This is a genomic window from Microbacterium hominis (assembly GCF_013282805.1).
Classification (GTDB): domain Bacteria; phylum Actinomycetota; class Actinomycetes; order Actinomycetales; family Microbacteriaceae; genus Microbacterium; species Microbacterium hominis_B.
The window spans coordinates 2,122,227-2,140,153 of the sequence record NZ_CP054038.1; the positions used below are offsets into that span (position 1 = coordinate 2,122,227).

The 17,927-nt window shown below is 70.2% G+C and carries 18 protein-coding genes; 9 read left to right on the forward strand and 9 right to left on the reverse strand.

All coding sequences use genetic code 11. The annotated features are described in order from the left end of the window. Nucleotides 1–3: 3 nt before the first annotated feature. Nucleotides 4–864: an SURF1 family cytochrome oxidase biogenesis protein gene (locus tag HQM25_RS09560; protein ID WP_172991600.1), complete on the forward strand. Its 861-nt coding sequence runs from the start codon at nt 4–6 to the stop codon at nt 862–864. Here the strand turns inward: HQM25_RS09560 and HQM25_RS09565 are convergent. Continuing rightward, on the reverse strand, nt 837–2,435 hold the full coding sequence (locus tag HQM25_RS09565; RefSeq protein ID WP_172990021.1) for an ABC-F family ATP-binding cassette domain-containing protein: 1,599 nt from the start codon (nt 2,433–2,435) through the stop codon (nt 837–839). The two genes, HQM25_RS09560 and HQM25_RS09565, sit on opposite strands and share 28 nt — an antisense overlap. A 177-nt stretch (nt 2,436–2,612) precedes the next feature. Between HQM25_RS09565 and HQM25_RS09570 the strand changes: the two genes are divergently transcribed. The 6 genes from HQM25_RS09570 (at nt 2,613) to HQM25_RS09595 (ending at nt 8,336) form a co-directional block, all read left to right on the forward strand. Continuing rightward, nucleotides 2,613–3,251, forward strand: a complete 639-nt coding sequence (locus HQM25_RS09570; protein ID WP_172990022.1) for a biotin transporter BioY — start codon at nt 2,613–2,615, stop codon at nt 3,249–3,251. Between the two features lie 161 nt (nt 3,252–3,412). Next, nucleotides 3,413–4,450 carry an iron-siderophore ABC transporter substrate-binding protein gene (locus HQM25_RS09575; protein ID WP_172990023.1) on the forward strand — a complete coding sequence of 346 codons (1,038 nt, stop codon included), beginning with the start codon at nt 3,413–3,415 and terminating at the stop codon, nt 4,448–4,450. 20 nt (nt 4,451–4,470) lie between these two features. After that, on the forward strand, nt 4,471–5,514 hold the full coding sequence (locus tag HQM25_RS09580) for a FecCD family ABC transporter permease (protein WP_172990024.1): 1,044 nt from the start codon (nt 4,471–4,473) through the stop codon (nt 5,512–5,514). Then, a complete protein-coding gene (locus HQM25_RS09585) occupies nt 5,511–6,572 on the forward strand; it encodes a FecCD family ABC transporter permease (RefSeq protein WP_217275136.1) in 1,062 nt (353 codons plus the stop codon). The genes HQM25_RS09580 and HQM25_RS09585 overlap by 4 nt, the downstream gene beginning before the upstream one ends. Continuing rightward, on the forward strand, nt 6,569–7,444 hold the full coding sequence (locus HQM25_RS09590; protein WP_172990025.1) for an ABC transporter ATP-binding protein: 876 nt from the start codon (nt 6,569–6,571) through the stop codon (nt 7,442–7,444). The genes HQM25_RS09585 and HQM25_RS09590 overlap by 4 nt, the downstream gene beginning before the upstream one ends. Beyond that, nucleotides 7,434–8,336 carry a siderophore-interacting protein gene (locus HQM25_RS09595; protein WP_172990026.1) on the forward strand — a complete coding sequence of 301 codons (903 nt, stop codon included), beginning with the start codon at nt 7,434–7,436 and terminating at the stop codon, nt 8,334–8,336. The genes HQM25_RS09590 and HQM25_RS09595 overlap by 11 nt, the downstream gene beginning before the upstream one ends. Here the strand turns inward: HQM25_RS09595 and HQM25_RS09600 are convergent. The 7 genes from HQM25_RS09600 to sufB form a co-directional block, all read right to left on the reverse strand. After that, nucleotides 8,306–9,682: an MFS transporter gene (locus HQM25_RS09600; RefSeq protein ID WP_172990027.1), complete on the reverse strand. Its 1,377-nt coding sequence runs from the start codon at nt 9,680–9,682 to the stop codon at nt 8,306–8,308. The genes HQM25_RS09595 and HQM25_RS09600 overlap by 31 nt on opposite strands. Next, nucleotides 9,679–10,836 carry a MalY/PatB family protein gene (locus HQM25_RS09605; RefSeq protein WP_172990028.1) on the reverse strand — a complete coding sequence of 386 codons (1,158 nt, stop codon included), beginning with the start codon at nt 10,834–10,836 and terminating at the stop codon, nt 9,679–9,681. The genes HQM25_RS09600 and HQM25_RS09605 overlap by 4 nt, the downstream gene beginning before the upstream one ends. A 76-nt stretch (nt 10,837–10,912) precedes the next feature. Further along, nucleotides 10,913–11,242 carry a metal-sulfur cluster assembly factor gene (locus HQM25_RS09610; protein WP_045298811.1) on the reverse strand — a complete coding sequence of 110 codons (330 nt, stop codon included), beginning with the start codon at nt 11,240–11,242 and terminating at the stop codon, nt 10,913–10,915. 16 nt (nt 11,243–11,258) lie between these two features. Further along, on the reverse strand, nt 11,259–12,056 hold the full coding sequence (gene sufC / locus HQM25_RS09615; protein ID WP_172990029.1) for a Fe-S cluster assembly ATPase SufC: 798 nt from the start codon (nt 12,054–12,056) through the stop codon (nt 11,259–11,261). Between the two features lie 14 nt (nt 12,057–12,070). After that, on the reverse strand, nt 12,071–12,400 hold the full coding sequence (locus HQM25_RS09620; RefSeq protein WP_172990030.1) for a non-heme iron oxygenase ferredoxin subunit: 330 nt from the start codon (nt 12,398–12,400) through the stop codon (nt 12,071–12,073). Further along, nucleotides 12,397–13,605, reverse strand: a complete 1,209-nt coding sequence (gene sufD / locus HQM25_RS09625) for a Fe-S cluster assembly protein SufD (protein WP_172990031.1) — start codon at nt 13,603–13,605, stop codon at nt 12,397–12,399. The genes HQM25_RS09620 and sufD overlap by 4 nt, the downstream gene beginning before the upstream one ends. Further along, on the reverse strand, nt 13,606–15,024 hold the full coding sequence (gene sufB / locus HQM25_RS09630) for a Fe-S cluster assembly protein SufB (RefSeq protein ID WP_254359250.1): 1,419 nt from the start codon (nt 15,022–15,024) through the stop codon (nt 13,606–13,608). Nucleotides 15,025–15,269: 245 nt separating this feature from the next. Between sufB and HQM25_RS09635 the strand changes: the two genes are divergently transcribed. Together HQM25_RS09635 and HQM25_RS09640 are read left to right on the forward strand one after the other, a co-directional pair. Beyond that, complete coding sequence (locus tag HQM25_RS09635; protein ID WP_172990033.1) at nt 15,270–16,376, forward strand: COX15/CtaA family protein; 1,107 nt, start codon at nt 15,270–15,272, stop codon at nt 16,374–16,376. Nucleotides 16,377–16,460: 84 nt separating this feature from the next. Beyond that, complete coding sequence (locus HQM25_RS09640) at nt 16,461–16,874, forward strand: dinucleotide-utilizing enzyme (RefSeq protein WP_172990034.1); 414 nt, start codon at nt 16,461–16,463, stop codon at nt 16,872–16,874. Between the two features lie 64 nt (nt 16,875–16,938). Here HQM25_RS09640 and HQM25_RS09645 read toward each other — a convergent pair whose 3' ends face one another. Then, complete coding sequence (locus HQM25_RS09645; RefSeq protein WP_172991602.1) at nt 16,939–17,874, reverse strand: heme o synthase; 936 nt, start codon at nt 17,872–17,874, stop codon at nt 16,939–16,941. Nucleotides 17,875–17,927 lie beyond the last annotated feature (53 nt).

Genomic DNA, 17,927 nt, shown 5'->3' on the forward strand with positions numbered 1-17,927 from the left:
AGCATGCAGCGGCTTCCCACCGCGGGCCGCTGGGCGATCTACATCGCGCTCGCGGTGGTCTTCGCGATCGCGTGCGCGTTCCTGTCGAACTGGCAGTTCGCCCGCAACGAGGAGCGCGGGCATCAGCTCGCCCTCGTCGCGCAGAACTACGACGCCGCGCCCGTTCCGCTCGCGCAGGTGATCCCCGCCGAGGGCTCCCTGGCGGCGGACGACGAGTGGCGACCGGTCACCCTGACCGGCGAGTACGTCGACGATGAGCAGCTGCTGGTCCGCAATCGCCCGCACGGCGGCACGGCCGCCTTCGAGGTGCTGGTGCCGTTCCGCCTCGATGACGGGCGCGTCCTCCTGGTCGACCGCGGCTGGGTTCCGCCCGGCCAGGATCAGCCCGACCCCGACGTCGTGCCCGCCGCCCCGGCGGGCGAGGTGACGGTCGTCGTGCGCCTCCGGCCGGGAGAGCCCCTCCCCGGCTCAGGGCGGTCCGCTCCGGCGGGACAGGTCCCGACCATCAACCTGCCGCTCATCGCGGACACGGTCGACCCGCAGACTGGCGCTGCCCTGGAGCAGAGCGCGTACGGACTCATGGTGTCGGAGGATCCTGCGCCGGCCGAACGCCCTCAGACGGTCGCTGCACCGTCGGAGGACCCCGGCCCGCACCTGTCGTACGCGATCCAGTGGATCCTGTTCGCGATCATGGGATTCGTCTTCATCGTGTACGTCATCCGCTCCGAGCTCAGGCATCGTCGCGAGGACGCCGACGACGACGAGCACATGCCCCGGCCGCCCGTCCGCGCACGGCGCGACCGCGACGCCGAGGACGAGGACGCGCTCGTGGACGCTCAGGCGAGCGTCACGAGATCGACGTAGTCCCTGCCCCAGATGTCCTCGACCCCGTCGGGCAGGATGAGCACGCGTTCCGGGTTGAGGGCTTCGACGGCCCCTTCGTCGTGCGAGACGAGGATCACGGCGCCCTCGTAATGCGCCAGTGCGCCGAGGATCTCCTCGCGGGAAGCCGGGTCGAGGTTGTTGGTCGGCTCGTCCAGCAGCAGCACGTTCGCGCTCGAGACCACGAGCGTCGCGAGCGACAGCCGGGTCTTCTCCCCGCCCGAGAGCACTCCGGCGGGCTTGAGCACATCGTCGCCGGTGAACAGGAAGGAGCCGAGCACCTTCCGCGCGTCGGTGGCGTTGATGTCGGGCGCCGCGGACATCATGTTCTCGAGCACGGAGCGGTTGACGTCGAGATTCTCGTGTTCCTGGGCGTAGTAGCCGATCTTCAGCCCGTGGCCGGGCTCGACCGCACCGGTGTCGGGGGCATCGACGCCGGCGAGGATGCGCAGCAGGGTGGTCTTGCCCGCGCCGTTCAGCCCCAGCACGACGACCTTCGAGCCGCGATCGATCGCGAGGTCGACGTCGGTGAAGATCTCGAGCGATCCGTAGGACTTCGACAGCCCCGACGCGGTGATCGGGGTCTTGCCGCACGCCGCCGGCTTCGGGAAGCGCAGCTTGGCGACCCGATCCTCCTGGCGCACCTCTTCCAGCCCGGACAGCATCTTCTCGGCGCGCGCGACCATCTGGTGGGCCGCCGCCGCCTTCGACGCCTTGGCGCCGAAGCGCGCCGCCTGTAGCTGCAGCGCGGATGCCTTCTTCTCGATGTTGGCGCGCTCCTTCTTGCGGCGCTCCTCATCGGCCACCCGCTGGCGCAGGTAGTTCTTCCAGTTCATGTTGTAGACGTCGATCACCTGACGGTTCGCGTCCAGGTAGAACACGCGGTTGACGGTCTCGCCGACGAGTTCGACATCGTGGGAGATGACGATGAGTCCGCCCTTGTATCCCTTGAGGAATTCCCGCAGCCACACGACGCTGTCGGCGTCGAGGTGGTTCGTGGGCTCGTCGAGGATCATCGTCTGGGCATCGGAGAAGAGGATGCGCGCCAGCTCGATGCGGCGGCGCTGACCACCCGAGAGCGTCTTCAGCGGCTGCTCGAGGATGCGGTCGGGAAGGGAGAGGTTGTGGGCGATCGAGGCGGCCTCCGCTTCGGCGGCGTAACCGCCCAGCGCCTCGAAGCGCTCGGTGAGATTGGCGTACTTGCGCATCGCGCGCGCCGCGACGTCGGGATCGTCGTCCCCCATCGCGTGAGAGGCGTCCCGCATGCCGATCGCGATCGTTCCGAGGCCCCGGGCATCGAGGATGCGGGTGCGGGCGAGCATCTCCGGATCGCCCGAGCGCGGGTCCTGGGGGAGGTAGCCGAGCTCTCCCGATCGATCCACACGGCCGTCGCTGGGCAGCACGTCTCCGGCGAGCACCTTCGTGAGCGTGGTCTTGCCGGCGCCGTTGCGGCCGACGAGCCCGATCTTGTCGCCGTCGGACACACGGAAGGACACGTCGGACATGAGCACGCGGGCGCCCACGCGGATCTCGAGGTCATGCACGGCGAGCACAGCGGATGTCCGTTTCGTCGAGGAAAGAAGGGTGGCCGACCGGCCAGCCTCCCAGTATAAATCGCTGCACCGGCGGCGCCGACCGCGACGGCCATTGTCGATTCGCACAGCGATCCACGCGATCGTTGGTGGACGGCGTTCAATAACCCGGGCACGGGCACCCCTAGGCTGAGTGCCATGTCATCGATCGCCGCAGTTCCCTCCGCCCGCCGTCGGGTCCTCGCCGACGTCATTCCGCACCCGTCGTCGCGCACGCGTGCGCTCGCCGTGGACGCCGCCCTCGTGGTCACCGGCGCACTCGTGGTCGCCGCCTTCGCGCAGGTCTCGATTCCGCTCTGGCCCGTGCCCATCACCGGCCAGACCCTGGCCGTCGTCGTGGTCGGCGCCGCTCTCGGAGCACGCCGCGGCGCCGCGGCGCTGACGACCTACCTGCTCCTCGGGCTCGCCGGCCTGCCCGTGTTCGCCGAGTTCACCGGCTCGGTCGCGGCGGTCGCCAAACCGAGCTTCGGGTTCATCCTCGGATTCATCCCGGCCGCATTCCTCGCCGGCTGGTTCGCCGAGCGTGCGTGGGACCGCAAGCCCTGGCTGGCCTTCCTCGGATTCGTCGCCGCCAGCGCGGTGCCGTTCCTGTTCGGCATCCCGTACATGGCCCTGATCCTCAATGTCATCACCGGGGGGACGTTCACCCTGTGGCAGCTGCTCGAATTCGGCCTGTTCCCCTTCATCGTCGGCGGGCTGATCAAGGCGGCGATGGCCGCAGTGCTCATCCCCGGCGCCTGGGCGCTCGTACGCAGGATCGAGTCGTCGACGCGCTGAGCGTTCACGCACGACAGAGGGTCCCGTGCCGGGTGGCGCGGGACCCTCTGTCGTCTGAGGGAGGGGCCGGATTGGCGCGCACGCGATCCGTGAGTAAAGTTAGCCTGTCCTAACCACCCGCCTCCGAACCGGAGCCGGGAGCCTCTCACCCTGGAGCCCCTGTGCCTCGTCACCCCCTTGTCCTCGGCGTCGCCGCCGCGACCACCGCCCTGCTGCTGTCCGGCTGCGCGACCGGCACCGGCGAGCCCACCTCGGACGACACCGCGGCGAACGCCGTCGACACCGCCGCGGTCTTCCCGGTCACGATCTCGCACGCCTACGGCGAGACGACGATCTCCGAGAAGCCGGAGCGCGTCGCGACGGTCGCCTGGGCGAACCACGAGGTGCCGCTCGCGCTGGGCGTCGTCCCGGTCGGCATGAGCAAGGCGACGTGGGGTGACAACGACAACGACGGCGTGCTCCCGTGGGTCGAGGACCAGCTCGCCGAGCTCGGCGCCCAGACCCCCGTTCTCTTCGACGAGACCGACGGCATCGACTTCGAAGCCGTCGCCGACACCCAGCCCGACGTGATCCTCGCCGCGTACTCCGGCCTCACGCAGGAGGAGTACGACACCCTGTCGAAGATCGCCCCCGTGGTCGCCTACCCGGAGGTGGCCTGGGGCACGTCCTACGAGGACATGATCACCCTGAACTCGCAGGCCCTGGGCCTGGCCGATGAGGGTGCGGCGCTGATCGACGAGCTGCACGCCGAGGTGGATGCCGCTCTCGCCGCGCAGCCCGCACTCGTCGACTCCACAGTGCTCTTCTCGTTCATCGACCCGTCCGACCTCAGCCAGGTCGGCTTCTACACTACGCTCGACACCCGCCCCGGCTTCCTCTCGAGCCTCGGACTGCCCACCCCGGCGGTCGTCACCGAGGAGAGCGAGGGCAGCGACGCGTTCTACCTCACCGTCAGCTCCGAGCAGGCCGACCGTTTCGAGGACGTCGACGTGTTCGTGACCTACGGCGAGGCCGACGGCGCGATCATCGAACAGCTCCAGGCCGACCCGCTGCTCTCGCAGATCTCGGCGATCGCCGACGGCCGCATCGCGATCCTCGAGAACAACACGCCGCTGGCCGCCTCCGCCAACCCCTCGCCGCTGTCGATCGGCTGGGGCATCGACGAGTACTTCGCCCTGCTCGCCGGCGCACTGGACTGAGTCGGAACCGAGCGACCAGCATGACCGACACCCGCCTGCGCGCACCGCAGCCCGACGCCCGCCTGCGGCGCCCGGCAGCGGTGCGCCTGGCGTGGATCGCGGCGGCGCTGGTCGTGCTCGCGGGGCTGTGCGTGGCATCCATCGCCTTCGGCGCCCGGGAGGTCTCGCTCGGCGAGATCTGGGCGGCACTGGGCGGCGACACCAGCACCGTCTCGACCGCCGCCGTCGTCGCGCGCGTGCCCCGCACCGTGCTGGCGCTCGTCGTGGGCGCTGCCCTGGCCCTCTCGGGCGCGGCGATGCAGGCCGTCACGCGCAATCCGCTCGCCGACCCCGGCATCCTCGGCGTCTCGGGGGGCGCGGCGCTAGCCGTCGTCATCGGCATCGCCTTCTTCGGCCTGACCGCTCCGTACCCCACGATGGCGCTCGCGATCGTCGGCGCGGCGGTGGCGGCCGTGTTCGTCTACGCCGTGGGCTCGCTGGGTCGCGGCGGCGCCACCCCGCTGAAGCTCGCCCTCGCCGGCGCGGCGAGCTCGGCGGCGTTCCTCTCCCTCGTGAGCGCAATCCTGCTGCCGCGCGTGGACATCATGGAGACGTTCCGGTTCTGGCAGATCGGCGGCGTCGGCGGGGCGACGTGGGACCGCATCGGTCTGGTCGCACCGGTGCTCGCCGTGGGCGCCCTCATCGTGTTCGCCACGGCGCGCGGGATGAACTCGCTCGCCCTCGGCGACGACATGGCGGCCGGACTCGGCGAGAACGTGGCCCGGACCCGAATGATCTCGGCCGCCGGAGCGGTGATCCTGTGCGGCGCCGCCACCGCCGTGGCCGGCCCGATCGCCTTCGTCGGGCTGGTGATCCCGCACCTGTGCCGTCTGCTCGTGGGAACCGACCACCGCTGGCTGCTGCCCTTCTCCGCGATCGCCGGGGCCGGTCTGCTCGTGCTCTCCGACGTGATCGGGCGCGTCATCGCCCGACCCGATGAGATCGAGGTGGGCATCATCACGGCGCTGGTGGGGGCGCCGGTGTTCATCTGGATCGTGCGTCGGCAGAAGGTGCGGGAACTGTGAGCGTGCTCGAACGCACCGCCGAGGCGCCCGGCACCGAGCTGGGCGCGATCGTCGCCGGGCGGCGGCGGCGACTGCGCCGTCGCGCCGCAGCCACCGCCGTCCTGACACTGCTGACCGCCGGCGTGTTCGCGCTCTCGCTCATGCTCGGTCACACCTTCTACTCGCCGGCGGAGATCGTGCGCGTGATCCTCGGGGAGACCGTGCCCGGTGCGTCGTTCACGGTGGGCGAGCTGCGCCTGCCCCGCGCGGCGATGGGACTGCTGGCCGGCTTCGCGTTCGGGCTCGCGGGGGTCGTCTTCCAGACGATGCTGCGAAACCCGCTCGCCTCGCCGGACATCATCGGCATCAACGTCGGCGCGAGCGCCGCGGCGGTGTTCGCGATCATCATCCTCGGTCTGAGCGAGACCGCCGTCTCGCTCTTCGCGCTCGCCGGGGCGCTCCTGACAGCGGGCGCGATCTATCTGCTGTCCCATCGCGGCGGCTTCACCGGCACCCGCCTGATCCTCATCGGCATCGGCGTGGCGGCGATGCTCAACTCCGTCGTCACCTGGGTTCTCTCCAAGGCCTCGAGCTGGGACCTGCCGACCGCGATGCAGTGGCTCACCGGGAGCCTCAACGGAGCGACATGGGGCGCCATGCTTCCGCTCGCGCTGGCGTTCGTCGTCGTCGTGCCGCTCCTCATGACCGAAGGTCGCAACCTCGGCGCGCTCCGTCTCGGCGACGACTCCGCCGCGGGGCTGGGCGTGCGCGTCGAGCGCACGCGCCTTCTGCTGCTGGTGGGCGCGGTGGCACTCCTCGCCTTCGCGACAGCCGCCGCCGGACCGATCGCCTTCGTCGCCTTCATGTCGGGGCCGATCGCCGCCCGCATCGTCGGTTCGGGCGCATCCCTCCTGCTGCCCGCCGGTCTCGTCGGCGCCCTGCTCGTGCTGACCAGCGACCTCGTCGGCCAGTTCGCCTTCGACACCCGCTACCCCGTCGGGGTCGTCACGGGCGTGCTCGGCGCCCCGTACCTCATCTATCTGCTCGTCAGGACGAACCGCTCGGGAGGCTCGATATGAGCGAACACCATACGCTCGCCGCGGAGGCCCTCACCCTCTCGTACGGCGAACGCACGATCGTCGACGGACTGGACCTGCACGTCCCGCCCGGCCGCATCACCGCGATCATCGGCGCCAACGGCTGCGGCAAATCCACCCTGCTGCGCGCGCTCGCCCGGCTCCTCCCGCCCCGGACCGGCCGGGTGCTCCTCGACGGCAAGGACCTGCACGGCCGCCCGTCCAAGGAGGTCGCCCGCACGCTGGGGCTTCTCCCCCAGAGCCCCGTCGCCCCGGAGGGGATCGCGGTGGCAGACCTCGTCGGACGCGGCCGCCACCCGTACCAGAAGCTCCTCGCCCGCTGGAGCGAGCGCGACTACACGGTCGTGGCGCAGTCGCTGGAGGCGACCGGCATCGCCGAGCTCGCCGACCGCTCCGTCGACGAGCTCTCCGGCGGGCAGCGGCAGCGGGTGTGGATCGCGATGGCGCTCGCGCAGGAGACCGACATCCTGCTGCTGGACGAGCCGACCACCTTCCTCGATGTCGCCCACCAGGTCGAAGTGCTGGATCTGCTGACCGACCTCAACCGCGACCGCGGCACGACGATCGTCATGGTCCTGCATGACATGAACATGGCAGCCCGCTACGCCGACCACATCATCGCGGTGCAGGCGGGGCGCATCGTCGCCGATGGGCCGCCCGCCGAGGTGATGACCGGCGAGCTCATCCGGGCCGTCTTCGACCTCGACGCGCTCGTCGTGCCCGACCCCGTCTCGGGAACGCCGATCGTGCTGCCGCGCGGCCGCCACCATGTGCTGGCTCCGTCCGCCGCCCCACCGCCCTCCCCCGCATCCCCTTCGACCGCCGCGCCCGCAGGAGCACCCCATGGCAGCTAGCACGATGAGATTCTTCCGCGTCCGCGTGAGCGCGATCACCGACCTCACCCCGAGCTTCCGCCGGTTCACCTTCCGCGGCGACGACCTCGCCGAGTACGGCGATCCGGGATTCGACCAGCGGATCAAGGTGGTCTTTCCGACGGAGGAGCTCGGGCTCGACGCGATGCCCACCGGCGACGACTGGTGGGACCGCTGGCGCACGGCTCCGACCGAGGAGCGTCTGCCGTTCCGCACCTACACGACGCGTGCCGTGCGCCACGGCCTGCGCGAGGTCGACGTCGACATGGTCGCGCACGAGGTGGTCGGTCCGGCATCGGCCTGGATCGCCCGCGCGCACATCGGCGACGAGGTGCTGATCCTCGCCCCCACCACCGCGCACACGGGCGTCAGCTACGGCATCGACTTCGTTCCGCCCGCCGCGACGGAGAACGTGCTGCTGGCCGGCGACGAGACCGCCGCGCCGGCGATCGCCGTCATCCTCGAGCAGCTTCCCGCGGACGCCACCGGCGTGGTCGTCCTCGAGGTGCCGCATGAGGACGACGCCGCCTACCTCCCCGCCCACCCCGGCTTCGACGTCCACGTGAGCGCCCGCGGCGACGCGGCGCGGCACGTACACCTCATCCCGGCCACCGAGGCCGCCGTGGCCACGCTCGCACCCGAGGGTCGCGGCGCCGCGGTCGAGGAGATCGACATCGACCACGACATCCTCTGGGAGGTGCCGCGCACGGCCAAGGGCGGCGCCGCGCTCAAGAGCGCGCCGCTCTACTCGTGGCTCGCGGGCGAAGCCGGGGCCATCAAGGCTCTGCGGCGCCATCTCGTCACCGACCAGGGCGTCGACCGCCGCGCGGTGGCGTTCATGGGCTACTGGCGGCTCGGCAAGTCCGAGAACTGAGGGCTGCCCAGGCGAACGCCCGGCACCAGCGCCAGCAGCGCGAGCCCGGTCGCGAGGGCGAACACCGTCGCGAACGCCGCGCCGGTGCCGGCCAGCGCCGTGAAGACGAGTCCCAGCAGCGCGATCGACATCGCGGCGCCGACATTCTCGGCGATCGAGAGCGCGGCCGAGTTGAACCCCTGGTTCTGCGGCGTCGAATATGCCAGGGTCAGCACGGTCAGTCGCGGGTACATGAGGCCCATGCCGGCGCCGGCCGCCGCCCATCCCGCCACGATGACGCCCGGCCAGAGCGCCCACCACGCGGTGACGGTGGCGGCGGCGATCGCGCCCGCCAGGAGCGCGACGCCGATCACGGCGATCCGCCGGGTGCCGATGCGGTCGCTGTAGCGGCCCTGCACCTCCGACGCGGCCGCCCACGCGACGGCGCCCGCCGTCAGCCCGGCGCCCGCCCATACCGGCGAGAACCCGTACTCGTCGATGAGCAGATAGGGCACGTAGATCTCGGCGCCGAACAGCGCACCCGAGATGAGGCCCCGCATCGTGACGACGCTCGGCAGCCCCCTCCCGAGCCGGAGCGTCCCCGGCGGGAGCAGCGGTCGCACGCTGACGATGATGAGCACGAGGGATGCCACCACCGCCACGCCCGCGAACCGGTCCAGCTCGCCCGCCAGCGTCACCCCGAGCGCTCCGGCCGCGACCGCGACGGCGCAGACGAGGCGTCGCGCGAGCGGCGCGTGGGAGGGCTCATCGGGCGCGAGGTGCCGGCCGCGCAGTCGAGCGGCGACGAGCGCGAACGCCGCGACGGCCAGGATCGCGACTCCGAGGAAGACCCATCGCCAGCCGACGAGTTCGGCGACCGCGCCGGCCAGCGCGGGACCGACCAGCGACGGCACGACCCACGCGGCCGAGAACACCGCGAACACGCGACCATGGAGCGCACCGGGGTACACGCGCGCGACCACCACGTAGAGGGCCACGGTCTGCCCGCCGGTGCCGAGCCCCTGCACCAGGCGCCCCGCCACGAGCACCGGCATCGATGTCGCCAGTCCGGCGATCACGAGGCCCACGACGAACAGGACCACGGCGGTCGTCAGCGGTGCCAGCACATCGCCGCGATCGCACCATGCGCCCACGACCACCATGCCGATCACGCTGGCCGCCAGCGTCCCCGAGAAGGCCGCCGCGTAGAGCGCGGCGCCGTCGAGGTCGTCGCTGACGACCGGCATGACCGTGGTGATCGCGAGGGCCTGCGTGGCCGCCAGGAAGATCAGCGCGACCGCGCCGACCGTCACCCAGAGGTAGCTGCCGCCCCAGACGCTCGCGGGACGCTCGACCGGAGCGTTCACTCCACGAGGGCCCCGATGCGCGCGACGGCCTCGCGCAGCACCTCCGGTGCGCAGCCGAAGTTGATGCGCACGTGGCCCTTGCCCTCCGGTCCGAAGTGCGGCCCGAAGTGGAGGGCGACGTCGGCGTCGCGCCGGATCTTCACGGCCGGATTGTCGCCCCAGCCGAGCGCGCCGAGATCGACCCACGCGAGGAAGCCCGCGTCGGGGATGCGGTAGCGCGCCCCCGGCACATGCTCGTCCAGCAGCTCGGCGAGCAGTCGGCGATTCCGATCGAGCGCCGCCAGCTGCGCATCCAGCCACGCGTCGCTGTCGGGAGCGAAAGCCGCCACCGACGCCAGGGCGCCGAACAGCCCCGTGCGCCACTCGATCTCATCGGGCATGGCGCGCACGATGTCGGCGGTGGCGGGGTCGGCCGTGACCATGAGTGCGCACTTGAGGCCGGCGAGGTTGAACGCCTTGCTGGCGCTGACCACCGCGTAGCCGACCTTCGCGGCGGTCTCCGACGCCGCCAGGAACGGCGTGAAGACGGCGTTCGCGTGGACGAGCGGCGCGTGGATCTCGTCGCTCACGACGGCCGCGCCGAATCCGGCCGCGAGGTCGGCCAGCGCGGCCAGCTTCTCGCGGGTGTGCACGGTGCCGGTCGGGTTGTGGGGGTTGCACAGCAGCACCGCGCGGGCGCCACCGGCCAGCGCCGCCTCGATGCCCAGAAGATCGAGCTCCCACCCCGCGCCGGTGTCGACGAGGGGCACCTGCTCCACGACTCCCCCGGCCTCGGGGATCACATCGAAGAACGGCGGGTAGACGGGTGTGGTGATCACCACGCGATCGCCCGGGTCGATCACGCACCGCAGCAGCTCGACGACGCCCATCATCACGTCGCACGTGGTGCGGATCCGCGCGGCATCCACCTCCCAGCCGAACCGCCGCCGGGCGAAGCCGACATACGCGTCGGCGATCCCCGGGTCCGGCGGCGTGTACCCGGTGTCGCCGAGCTCCACCGCTCGGGCCAGCCGTGCGGTGATGGCGGGCGCCAGCGGGTAGTCGGTCTCGGCCACGAACAGCGGCAGGACGTGTTCGGGGTACTTCCGCCACTTCGTGCTCGACCGCTGCCGCAGCTGGTCGATCGGAAGGGTCTCGAGGGGGGTGACGCTCACCAGACGAGCCTAGCGACCGCGATGGATGCCGGCGCCCGGCGCGTCAAGCGGCGAAACAGGCCGCCTCACGTGCACGTCAGATCGCGAAGCCGAGCGCTCGCATCATGTCGCGCCCGTCGTCGGTGATCCGCTCCGGACCCCACGGCGGCATCCACACCCAGTTGATGCGGAAGCGCTCGACGATGTCGTCGAGAGCCTGTGCCGTCTGCTCCTCAAGCACATCGGTGAGCGGGCAGCCCGCCGAGGTGAGCGTCATGTGGATGACCAGGGCGTCGTTCTCGTCGTCCCACGCGAGGTCGTAGATGAGACCGAGGTCGACGACGTTGATCCCGAGCTCGGGATCCATGACGTCTTTGAGCGCCTCGGTGACCTCGTCGTACTTCTCGGGTGTGAGGGTAGCGGTCATGTGACGGATTCTACGCTCAGGCCGAGGCCACGTCGGCGGGAGCGTCTGCGGGCTCTTCCAGGCCGGCCGGGAGGAAGCGGTCGTAGCCCTCGTCCTCGAGGCGGTCGGCCAGCTCCGGGCCACCCTCCTCGACGATGCGCCCGCCGATCATCACGTGCACGTGATCCGGGTGGATGTAGCGCAGGATCCGCGTGTAGTGGGTGATCAGCAGCACGCCGAGGCCGGTGGCCTCCTTGGCGCGGTTCACGCCTTCCGACACGATCTTGAGCGCGTCGACGTCGAGGCCGGAGTCGGTCTCGTCGAGCACCGCGATCTGCGGCCGGAGCAGCTCGAGCTGGAGGATCTCGTGGCGCTTCTTCTCTCCGCCCGAGAAGCCCTCATTGACGTTGCGCTGCGCGAACTTCGGGTCCATCCGCAGGTTCTTCATCGACGCCTTGACATCCTTCGTCCAGGTGCGGATCGAGGGGGCCTCGCCGTCGATCGCCGTCTTGGCGGTGCGCAGGAAGTTGGTGACGGTCACGCCGGGGATCTCCACCGGGTACTGCATCGCGAGGAACAGGCCGGCGCGGGCGCGCTCGTCGACCGACATCTCCAGCACGTCCTCGCCGTCGAGCGTGATGGATCCGCTCGTGACGGTGTACTTGGGGTGGCCGGCGATGGTGTACGCCAGCGTCGACTTGCCGGAGCCGTTGGGGCCCATGATGGCGTGGGTCTCACCGGTGCGGATCGTGAGCGTGACACCGTTGAGGATCGGCGTGGTGCCGGCTTCCGTCTCGACCGTCACATGGAGGTCGCGGATCTCGAGGACAGACATGTTCATTACCTTCTTCAGTTCACTTCGAGCTTGACGGACGCGTCGATGAGCACGTCATCGCCGTCGATCGTGACCTCGAACACCGGGACGGGCTCGTAGGCCGGGAGATTGAGGGGCTTGCCGGTGCGCAGCGAGAATGCGGAGCCGTGGGCCCAGCACTCGAGCGTCTCGCCGTCGACGAAGCCCTCGGCGAGCGAGATGTCGCCGTGGGTGCAGGTGTCGCCGATGGCGTGCACCTCGCCGTTGGAGTCGAGCACGACGGCGATCGCGATGCCGTCCACCTCGACCCGGGTGGCGGTGTCCTGCTCGAGGTCGCTCAGGGCGCAGACGCGCTGGGCGCTCATCGGCCGACCTCCTGTGCCAGTTCGGTCTCGATCGCGGCGACCAGCTCCTCCTCGAGGGCGGGAACGCCCACCTTCTGCACGATCTCGACGAGGAAGCCCAGCACGACGAGGCGTCGCGCCTCGTCCTCGGCGATGCCCCGCGCCTGCAGGTAGAAGAGCTGCTCGTCGTCGAAGCGCCCCGTGGCCGAGGCGTGACCGGCGCCGCGGATGTCACCGGTCTCGATCTCGAGATTCGGGATCGAGTCGGCGCGCGCGCCTTCGGTGAGGACGAGGTTGCGGTTGGCCTCGTACGAATCGGTGCCGACCGCGTCGGGCCCGATGAGCACATCGCCGATCCAGACGCTTCGCGCGCCCTCCCCCTGCAGCGCGCCCTTGTAGAGCACGTCTCCGGTGGTGTCGGCACCCTTGTGGTGGAGGTAGACCTGGCTCTCCAGGTGCTGACCGGAGTCGGAATAGCTGAGGCCGTACAGCTCGCCGCGCGCACCAGTGCCGGAGAGCTCCACGCTCGGATTCACGCGGACGACCGCGCCCCCGAAGCTCACCACGATGTGGCGCAGCGTCGCGTCCCGCTCGACGCGGGCCTGATGGGATGCCGCGTGCACGGCGTCGTCGTCCCACTGCTGGAGGCTCACCAGTTCGAGGTGCGCGCCGTCGCGGACGATGATCTCGACGTTCTGCGCGAAGGCGGCGGCGCCGTCATGGCGCAGCAGCACCGTCGCGTGCGAGTTCGCTCCGGCCTCGACCACCACGTGGGCGTTGGCGCGGCGGCCGGCGCCCGAGCCCTGCATCCGCACGATCACAGGGGCATCGATCTCGGCGCCGTCGGCGATGCGCACGTGGAGCGCATCTTCGGTGCGGCTCCACGCGATCGCGGCGACGATGTCTTCCGGCTCGAAGACATCGCCGCGGGGCGATTCTCCGATCCGCAGCGAACCCAGCTCGACGCCGTCGCCGGCGGTGATGTTGTAGTCCACAGCGGGGTCACCGTCGCGGTCATCGGACGCGGCGTCATGGAACAGCGTCGCGATCGCTTCGACCGGGGTGTGCTTCCAGTTGACCTCACGACCGGTCGGCACGGCGAAGTCCGCCGGGTCGAACGAGCGCGGACGCTCGGATCGGGTCTGGACGGGGATGAGCGACCATGCCCCGTCGGTGTGCGCGGTGGAACCGGGCACCACGGCGGGTGCCTGTGTCGAGGTCGTCATCTAGCCGACCGATCCTTCCATGCCCATCTCGATGAGCTTGTTGAGCTCCATGGCGTACTCCATGGGCAGTTCGCGGGCGATGGGCTCGATGAAGCCGCGGACGATCATGGCCATCGCCTCGTCCTCGGGCATCCCGCGGGACTGCAGGTAGAACAGCTGCTCCTCGCTGACTTTGGAGACCGTGGCCTCGTGGCCGAGCTGCACGTCGTCGACGCGGATGTCGATCGCCGGGTAGGTGTCGGAGCGGGAGATCGTGTCGACCAGCAGCGCGTCGCAGCGCACCGTGTTCGCGGAGTGGTGGGCGTTGGCATCCACCCGCACCTCGCCGCGGTACCCGGCGCGGCCGCCGCCGCGCGCGATCGACTTCGAGACGATCGAGGACTGCGTGTACGGGGCCATGTGGATCATCTTGGCGCCGGCGTCCTGGTGCTGGCCGGGACCGGCGAAGGCGACCGAGAGGGTCTCGCCCTTGGCGCGCTCGCCCATGAGGAAGATCGACGGGTACTTCATCGTCACCTTGGAGCCGATGTTGCCGTCGATCCACTCCATGGTCGCGCCCTCGTGCGCCACGGCGCGCTTGGTCACGAGGTTGTAGACGTTGTTCGACCAGTTCTGGATCGTCGTGTAGCGCACGCGGGCGTTCTTCTTCACGATGATCTCGACGACGGCCGAGTGCAGGGAGTCGCTCTTGTAGATCGGAGCGGTGCAGCCCTCGATGTAGTGGACGTAGCTGTCCTCGTCGGCGATGATGAGCGTCCGCTCGAACTGGCCCATGTTCTCGGTGTTGATCCGGAAGTACGCCTGCAGCGGGATCTCCACGTGGACGCCCTTGGGCACGTAGACGAACGATCCGCCCGACCACACCGCCGTGTTGAGCGCGGCGAACTTGTTGTCGCCGGCCGGGATCACCGTGCCGAAGTACTCCTCGAAGAACTCGGGGTGCTCGCGCAGCGCGGTGTCGGTGTCCATGAAGATGACGCCCTGCGCCTCGAGGTCCTCGCGGATCTGGTGGTAGACGACCTCGGACTCGTACTGCGCGGCGACGCCGGCGACCAGGCGCTGGCGCTCGGCCTCGGGGATGCCGAGCTTCTCGTACGTGGAGCGGATCTCCTCGGGGAGGTCCTCCCACGACTGGGCCTGCTTCTCCGTGGAGCGCACGAAGTACTTGATGTTGTCGAAGTCGATCTCGCTCAGATCGGCACCCCACGTGGGCATCGGCTTGCGGCCGAAGAGCTGATAGCCCTTCAGGCGGGTCTTCAGCATCCATTCGGGTTCGCTCTTGAGCGCCGAGATGCCGCGCACGACGCTCTCGTCGATGCCTCGCTTGGCCACGGCTCCCGCCGCGTCGGCATCGTGCCAGCCGAACTCGTAGACGCCCAGGCCTTCCAGCTCTGGTCGATCGATCAGCACATCAGACATCGTCACGTTCTCCCTCGGGTCCAGCGGTGTCATCCGCCCCGGCATCCGTCACCTCCGATGGAGATATCGAAGGGGGATGCCGCTTCTCGGCCCACTCATGCGGCGCCGACCATCGCGCCTAGACTGTCATTGCTGCGTCGCGACCCCACCAGTGTGGTCGAGTGCGCGCATCCGACCCCACGATTCTACAGGTTCCACGACATCCCGGCCGATCCCCCGAGCCGGCGGCGGCACCCGGAGGCCCCATGTCCACGATTTCCGCCACGCCCACGACAGAGTCCGGAATCGTCATCCGCCGCCCGCTGCGCGTGCTGGCCTGGCTGTCGTTCCTCGCCGAGGTGATCATCATCGGCACCGGCGGGGCCGTGCGACTCACCGGTTCGGGTCTGGGCTGCTCGGAGTGGCCGCTGTGCACGCCCGAGTCGCTGGTCCCGCTCCCCGAGCAGGGCATCCACGGGATCATCGAATTCGGCAACCGCACCATGACGGGGGTCGTGGGACTGCTGGCCCTGGCCGTGCTCCTGCTCACCCTCGCCGCCATCGGCGGCGCCGCGCTCACCCTGCGTGCCGTGTGGTTCGCCGTCGGCGGGATCGCCGCGGCCGTGCTCGCCTACGCGGTGACCGCCCCCTTCGGCCTTCCCGCCTTCGGCTTCTTCTCGGGCGCGCTCCTGCTGGCGGTGCTCGTCGCGATGGTCGATTCGCTGCGCCGCGCGCCGCGTCGACGCGATCTCGCCGCGCTCGCGTGGGTGGTCCTCGCCGGCGTCATGGCCCAGGCTGTCGTGGGCGGTCTCGCGGTGATCAGCGACCTGAACGCGTTCATCGTCGGGTTCCACTACGTCTCGTCGCTGCTGCTCGTGTGCGTGACGGCCGCGTATCTCGTGCGGATGCATGCGGTCGCCGGCCCGCGCGAGCGCGCGGTGCCGCGCTGGTTCGCCGTGCTCACCCATCTCACCGGACTCGCCCTGGCCGCCACCATCCTGTTCGGCGTGCTCACCACGGGCTCGGGTCCGCATTCCGGCGACCAGAACATCATCCGCACGGGCTTCGATGCGACGGTGCTCGCGCACGTCCACTCCTGGCCGGGCTACATCCTCGGTGTGCTGGTGCTCGTGCTCACCGTCTCAGCCTGGGTGGGCAAGCTCCCCGTCCGCGTCTGGCTGCTCGTGCTCACCGCCGCGATCGTCGTGCAGATCGCGGTCGGCGTGTGGCAGGCGCGGGAGGGGCTCCCCGAGGTCCTCGTCGGCATCCACATGGTGCTCGCCTCGCTCTCGGCCGCCGCGTACACGGTCGTCACGATGGGTCTGCGTCAGCCGGTGGCCGCAGACCGCGACGCGCACACAAGAAACGCATAGGGTCCACCGAGGTCCTGTACGGACAGCACTGCAAGGGTGAGGGATGCCGCGGCCAACCGAGCCGCGCCCAAGAGGAGTGATCGAATGTCCGCCCGTCCCCGCCTGGCCCGCAGCATCCCGTTCTGGGGCCTCATCACCGCTTCGCTGGCCAGCGCCGCCGCCGGCGCGCTCATCCTCGTCGACAAGCTCGGCACGATGACCACGACGCTGCTGGACGGCACCGCCACGGGCGTCGAGGTCTACGTCGGCCAGTCGCTGGCCGTGCTCGGCGCCATCCTCATCGGCGCCGGCGTGCTCGGCCTCCTGCTCGCCTTCACCGTCGGTGCGATCGCGACGCTGCGTCCGGCTGCCGCCGTCGAGGTCGTCGAGCCGCTCGACGACGAGATCGACGAGCCCGTGGATGCCGCACCCGCCGGCCACGGCTACGAGCGCGGCCTCGGCTACACCTCGGCGATCGACACGGTCGATGACGAGAAGGAGCCCGCCGCCGCCCGCTGAGCGGCCACGCGCGTGCGACGAAGGGCCCGGGATCTCCCGGGCCCTTCGTCGCACGCGGGAGTGATCAGAACGGAAGCAGGGGGTCGACCGCGATCGCCACGAACAGCAGCGTCAGATAGGTGATCGACGCGTGGAAGACGCGCATCGGGCGCGGCTCGGTGCCGCGCACCGCGCGATTGTAGAGCACGTGCGACTCGTAGATGAACCAGCCGCCGAACACCAGCGCGGAGACCGTGTACACCAGACCCATCCCGGCGACGGGCACGAGCAGAAGCGAACATGCGACGGTCGCCCACGCGTAGAGGATGACCTGGAGCCCCACCTGCGAGCCGTTGCGGGTGGCGCCGAGCATCGGCACGTGGACGTCCTCGTAGTCGTCGCGATACTTCATCGACAGGGGCCAGTAGTGCGGCGGCGTCCAGAGGAACACGAGGGCGAACAGGATGAGCGGCGGCCACGCCAGCGATCCGGTCACCGCCGTCCATCCGATCAGCACCGGGAAGCACCCCGCGATACCGCCCCACACGATGTTCTGCTCGGTGCGGCGCTTGAGGATCATCGTGTAGATCACGACGTAGAAGAAGATGGCCCCCGCCGAGAGGGTCGCTGCCAGCCAGTTCGTCGTCAGCCAGAGCCAGACGGTGGATGCCGCCGCGAGCGTCCACGCGAAGATCAGCGCGCCGCGCGGCGAGACCTCGCCGGTCACGATCGGCCGGTTGACCGTGCGGCGCATATGCGCATCGATGTCACGGTCGAGGTACATGTTGAAGGCCGCGGCAGACCCGGCGCTCATCGATCCGCCGACGACCGTCGCGAGGACCAGCCACAGACTCGGCAGACCTCCGGCCGCGAGAAGCATGACCGGCACGGTCGTCACCAGCAGGAGCTCGAGGACGCGCGGCTTCGTCAGCGCGATGTACGCCTTGACGGTGCGTCCGATGCTCTGCCGGGTCTCGTGCGGCGCCCGGGTATCGACCCTGGCCGTCGTCGTGGTGTGCATCGCCCCCGCAATCGCCGCCTGCAGATTCACCCAAGTCTAAGCCATCGCCCGCA

What these genes read in the sequence shown, in the direction of transcription:
- HQM25_RS09560 (WP_172991600.1), top strand. Translation starts at nt 4, where the DNA reads ATGCAGCGGCTTCCCACCGCGGGCCGCTGGGCGATCTACATCGCGCTC.
- HQM25_RS09570 (WP_172990022.1), top strand. Translation starts at nt 2,613, where the DNA reads ATGTCATCGATCGCCGCAGTTCCCTCCGCCCGCCGTCGGGTCCTCGCC.
- HQM25_RS09580 (WP_172990024.1), top strand. Translation starts at nt 4,471, where the DNA reads ATGACCGACACCCGCCTGCGCGCACCGCAGCCCGACGCCCGCCTGCGG.
- HQM25_RS09590 (WP_172990025.1), top strand. Translation starts at nt 6,569, where the DNA reads ATGAGCGAACACCATACGCTCGCCGCGGAGGCCCTCACCCTCTCGTAC.
- HQM25_RS09595 (WP_172990026.1), top strand. Translation starts at nt 7,434, where the DNA reads ATGGCAGCTAGCACGATGAGATTCTTCCGCGTCCGCGTGAGCGCGATC.
- HQM25_RS09610 (WP_045298811.1), bottom strand. Translation starts at nt 11,242, where the DNA reads ATGACCGCTACCCTCACACCCGAGAAGTACGACGAGGTCACCGAGGCG.
- sufC (WP_172990029.1), bottom strand. Translation starts at nt 12,056, where the DNA reads ATGTCTGTCCTCGAGATCCGCGACCTCCATGTGACGGTCGAGACGGAA.
- HQM25_RS09620 (WP_172990030.1), bottom strand. Translation starts at nt 12,400, where the DNA reads ATGAGCGCCCAGCGCGTCTGCGCCCTGAGCGACCTCGAGCAGGACACC.
- sufD (WP_172990031.1), bottom strand. Translation starts at nt 13,605, where the DNA reads ATGACGACCTCGACACAGGCACCCGCCGTGGTGCCCGGTTCCACCGCG.
- sufB (WP_254359250.1), bottom strand. Translation starts at nt 15,024, where the DNA reads ATGTCTGATGTGCTGATCGATCGACCAGAGCTGGAAGGCCTGGGCGTC.
- HQM25_RS09635 (WP_172990033.1), top strand. Translation starts at nt 15,270, where the DNA reads ATGTCCACGATTTCCGCCACGCCCACGACAGAGTCCGGAATCGTCATC.
- HQM25_RS09640 (WP_172990034.1), top strand. Translation starts at nt 16,461, where the DNA reads ATGTCCGCCCGTCCCCGCCTGGCCCGCAGCATCCCGTTCTGGGGCCTC.
- HQM25_RS09645 (WP_172991602.1), bottom strand. Translation starts at nt 17,874, where the DNA reads ATGCACACCACGACGACGGCCAGGGTCGATACCCGGGCGCCGCACGAG.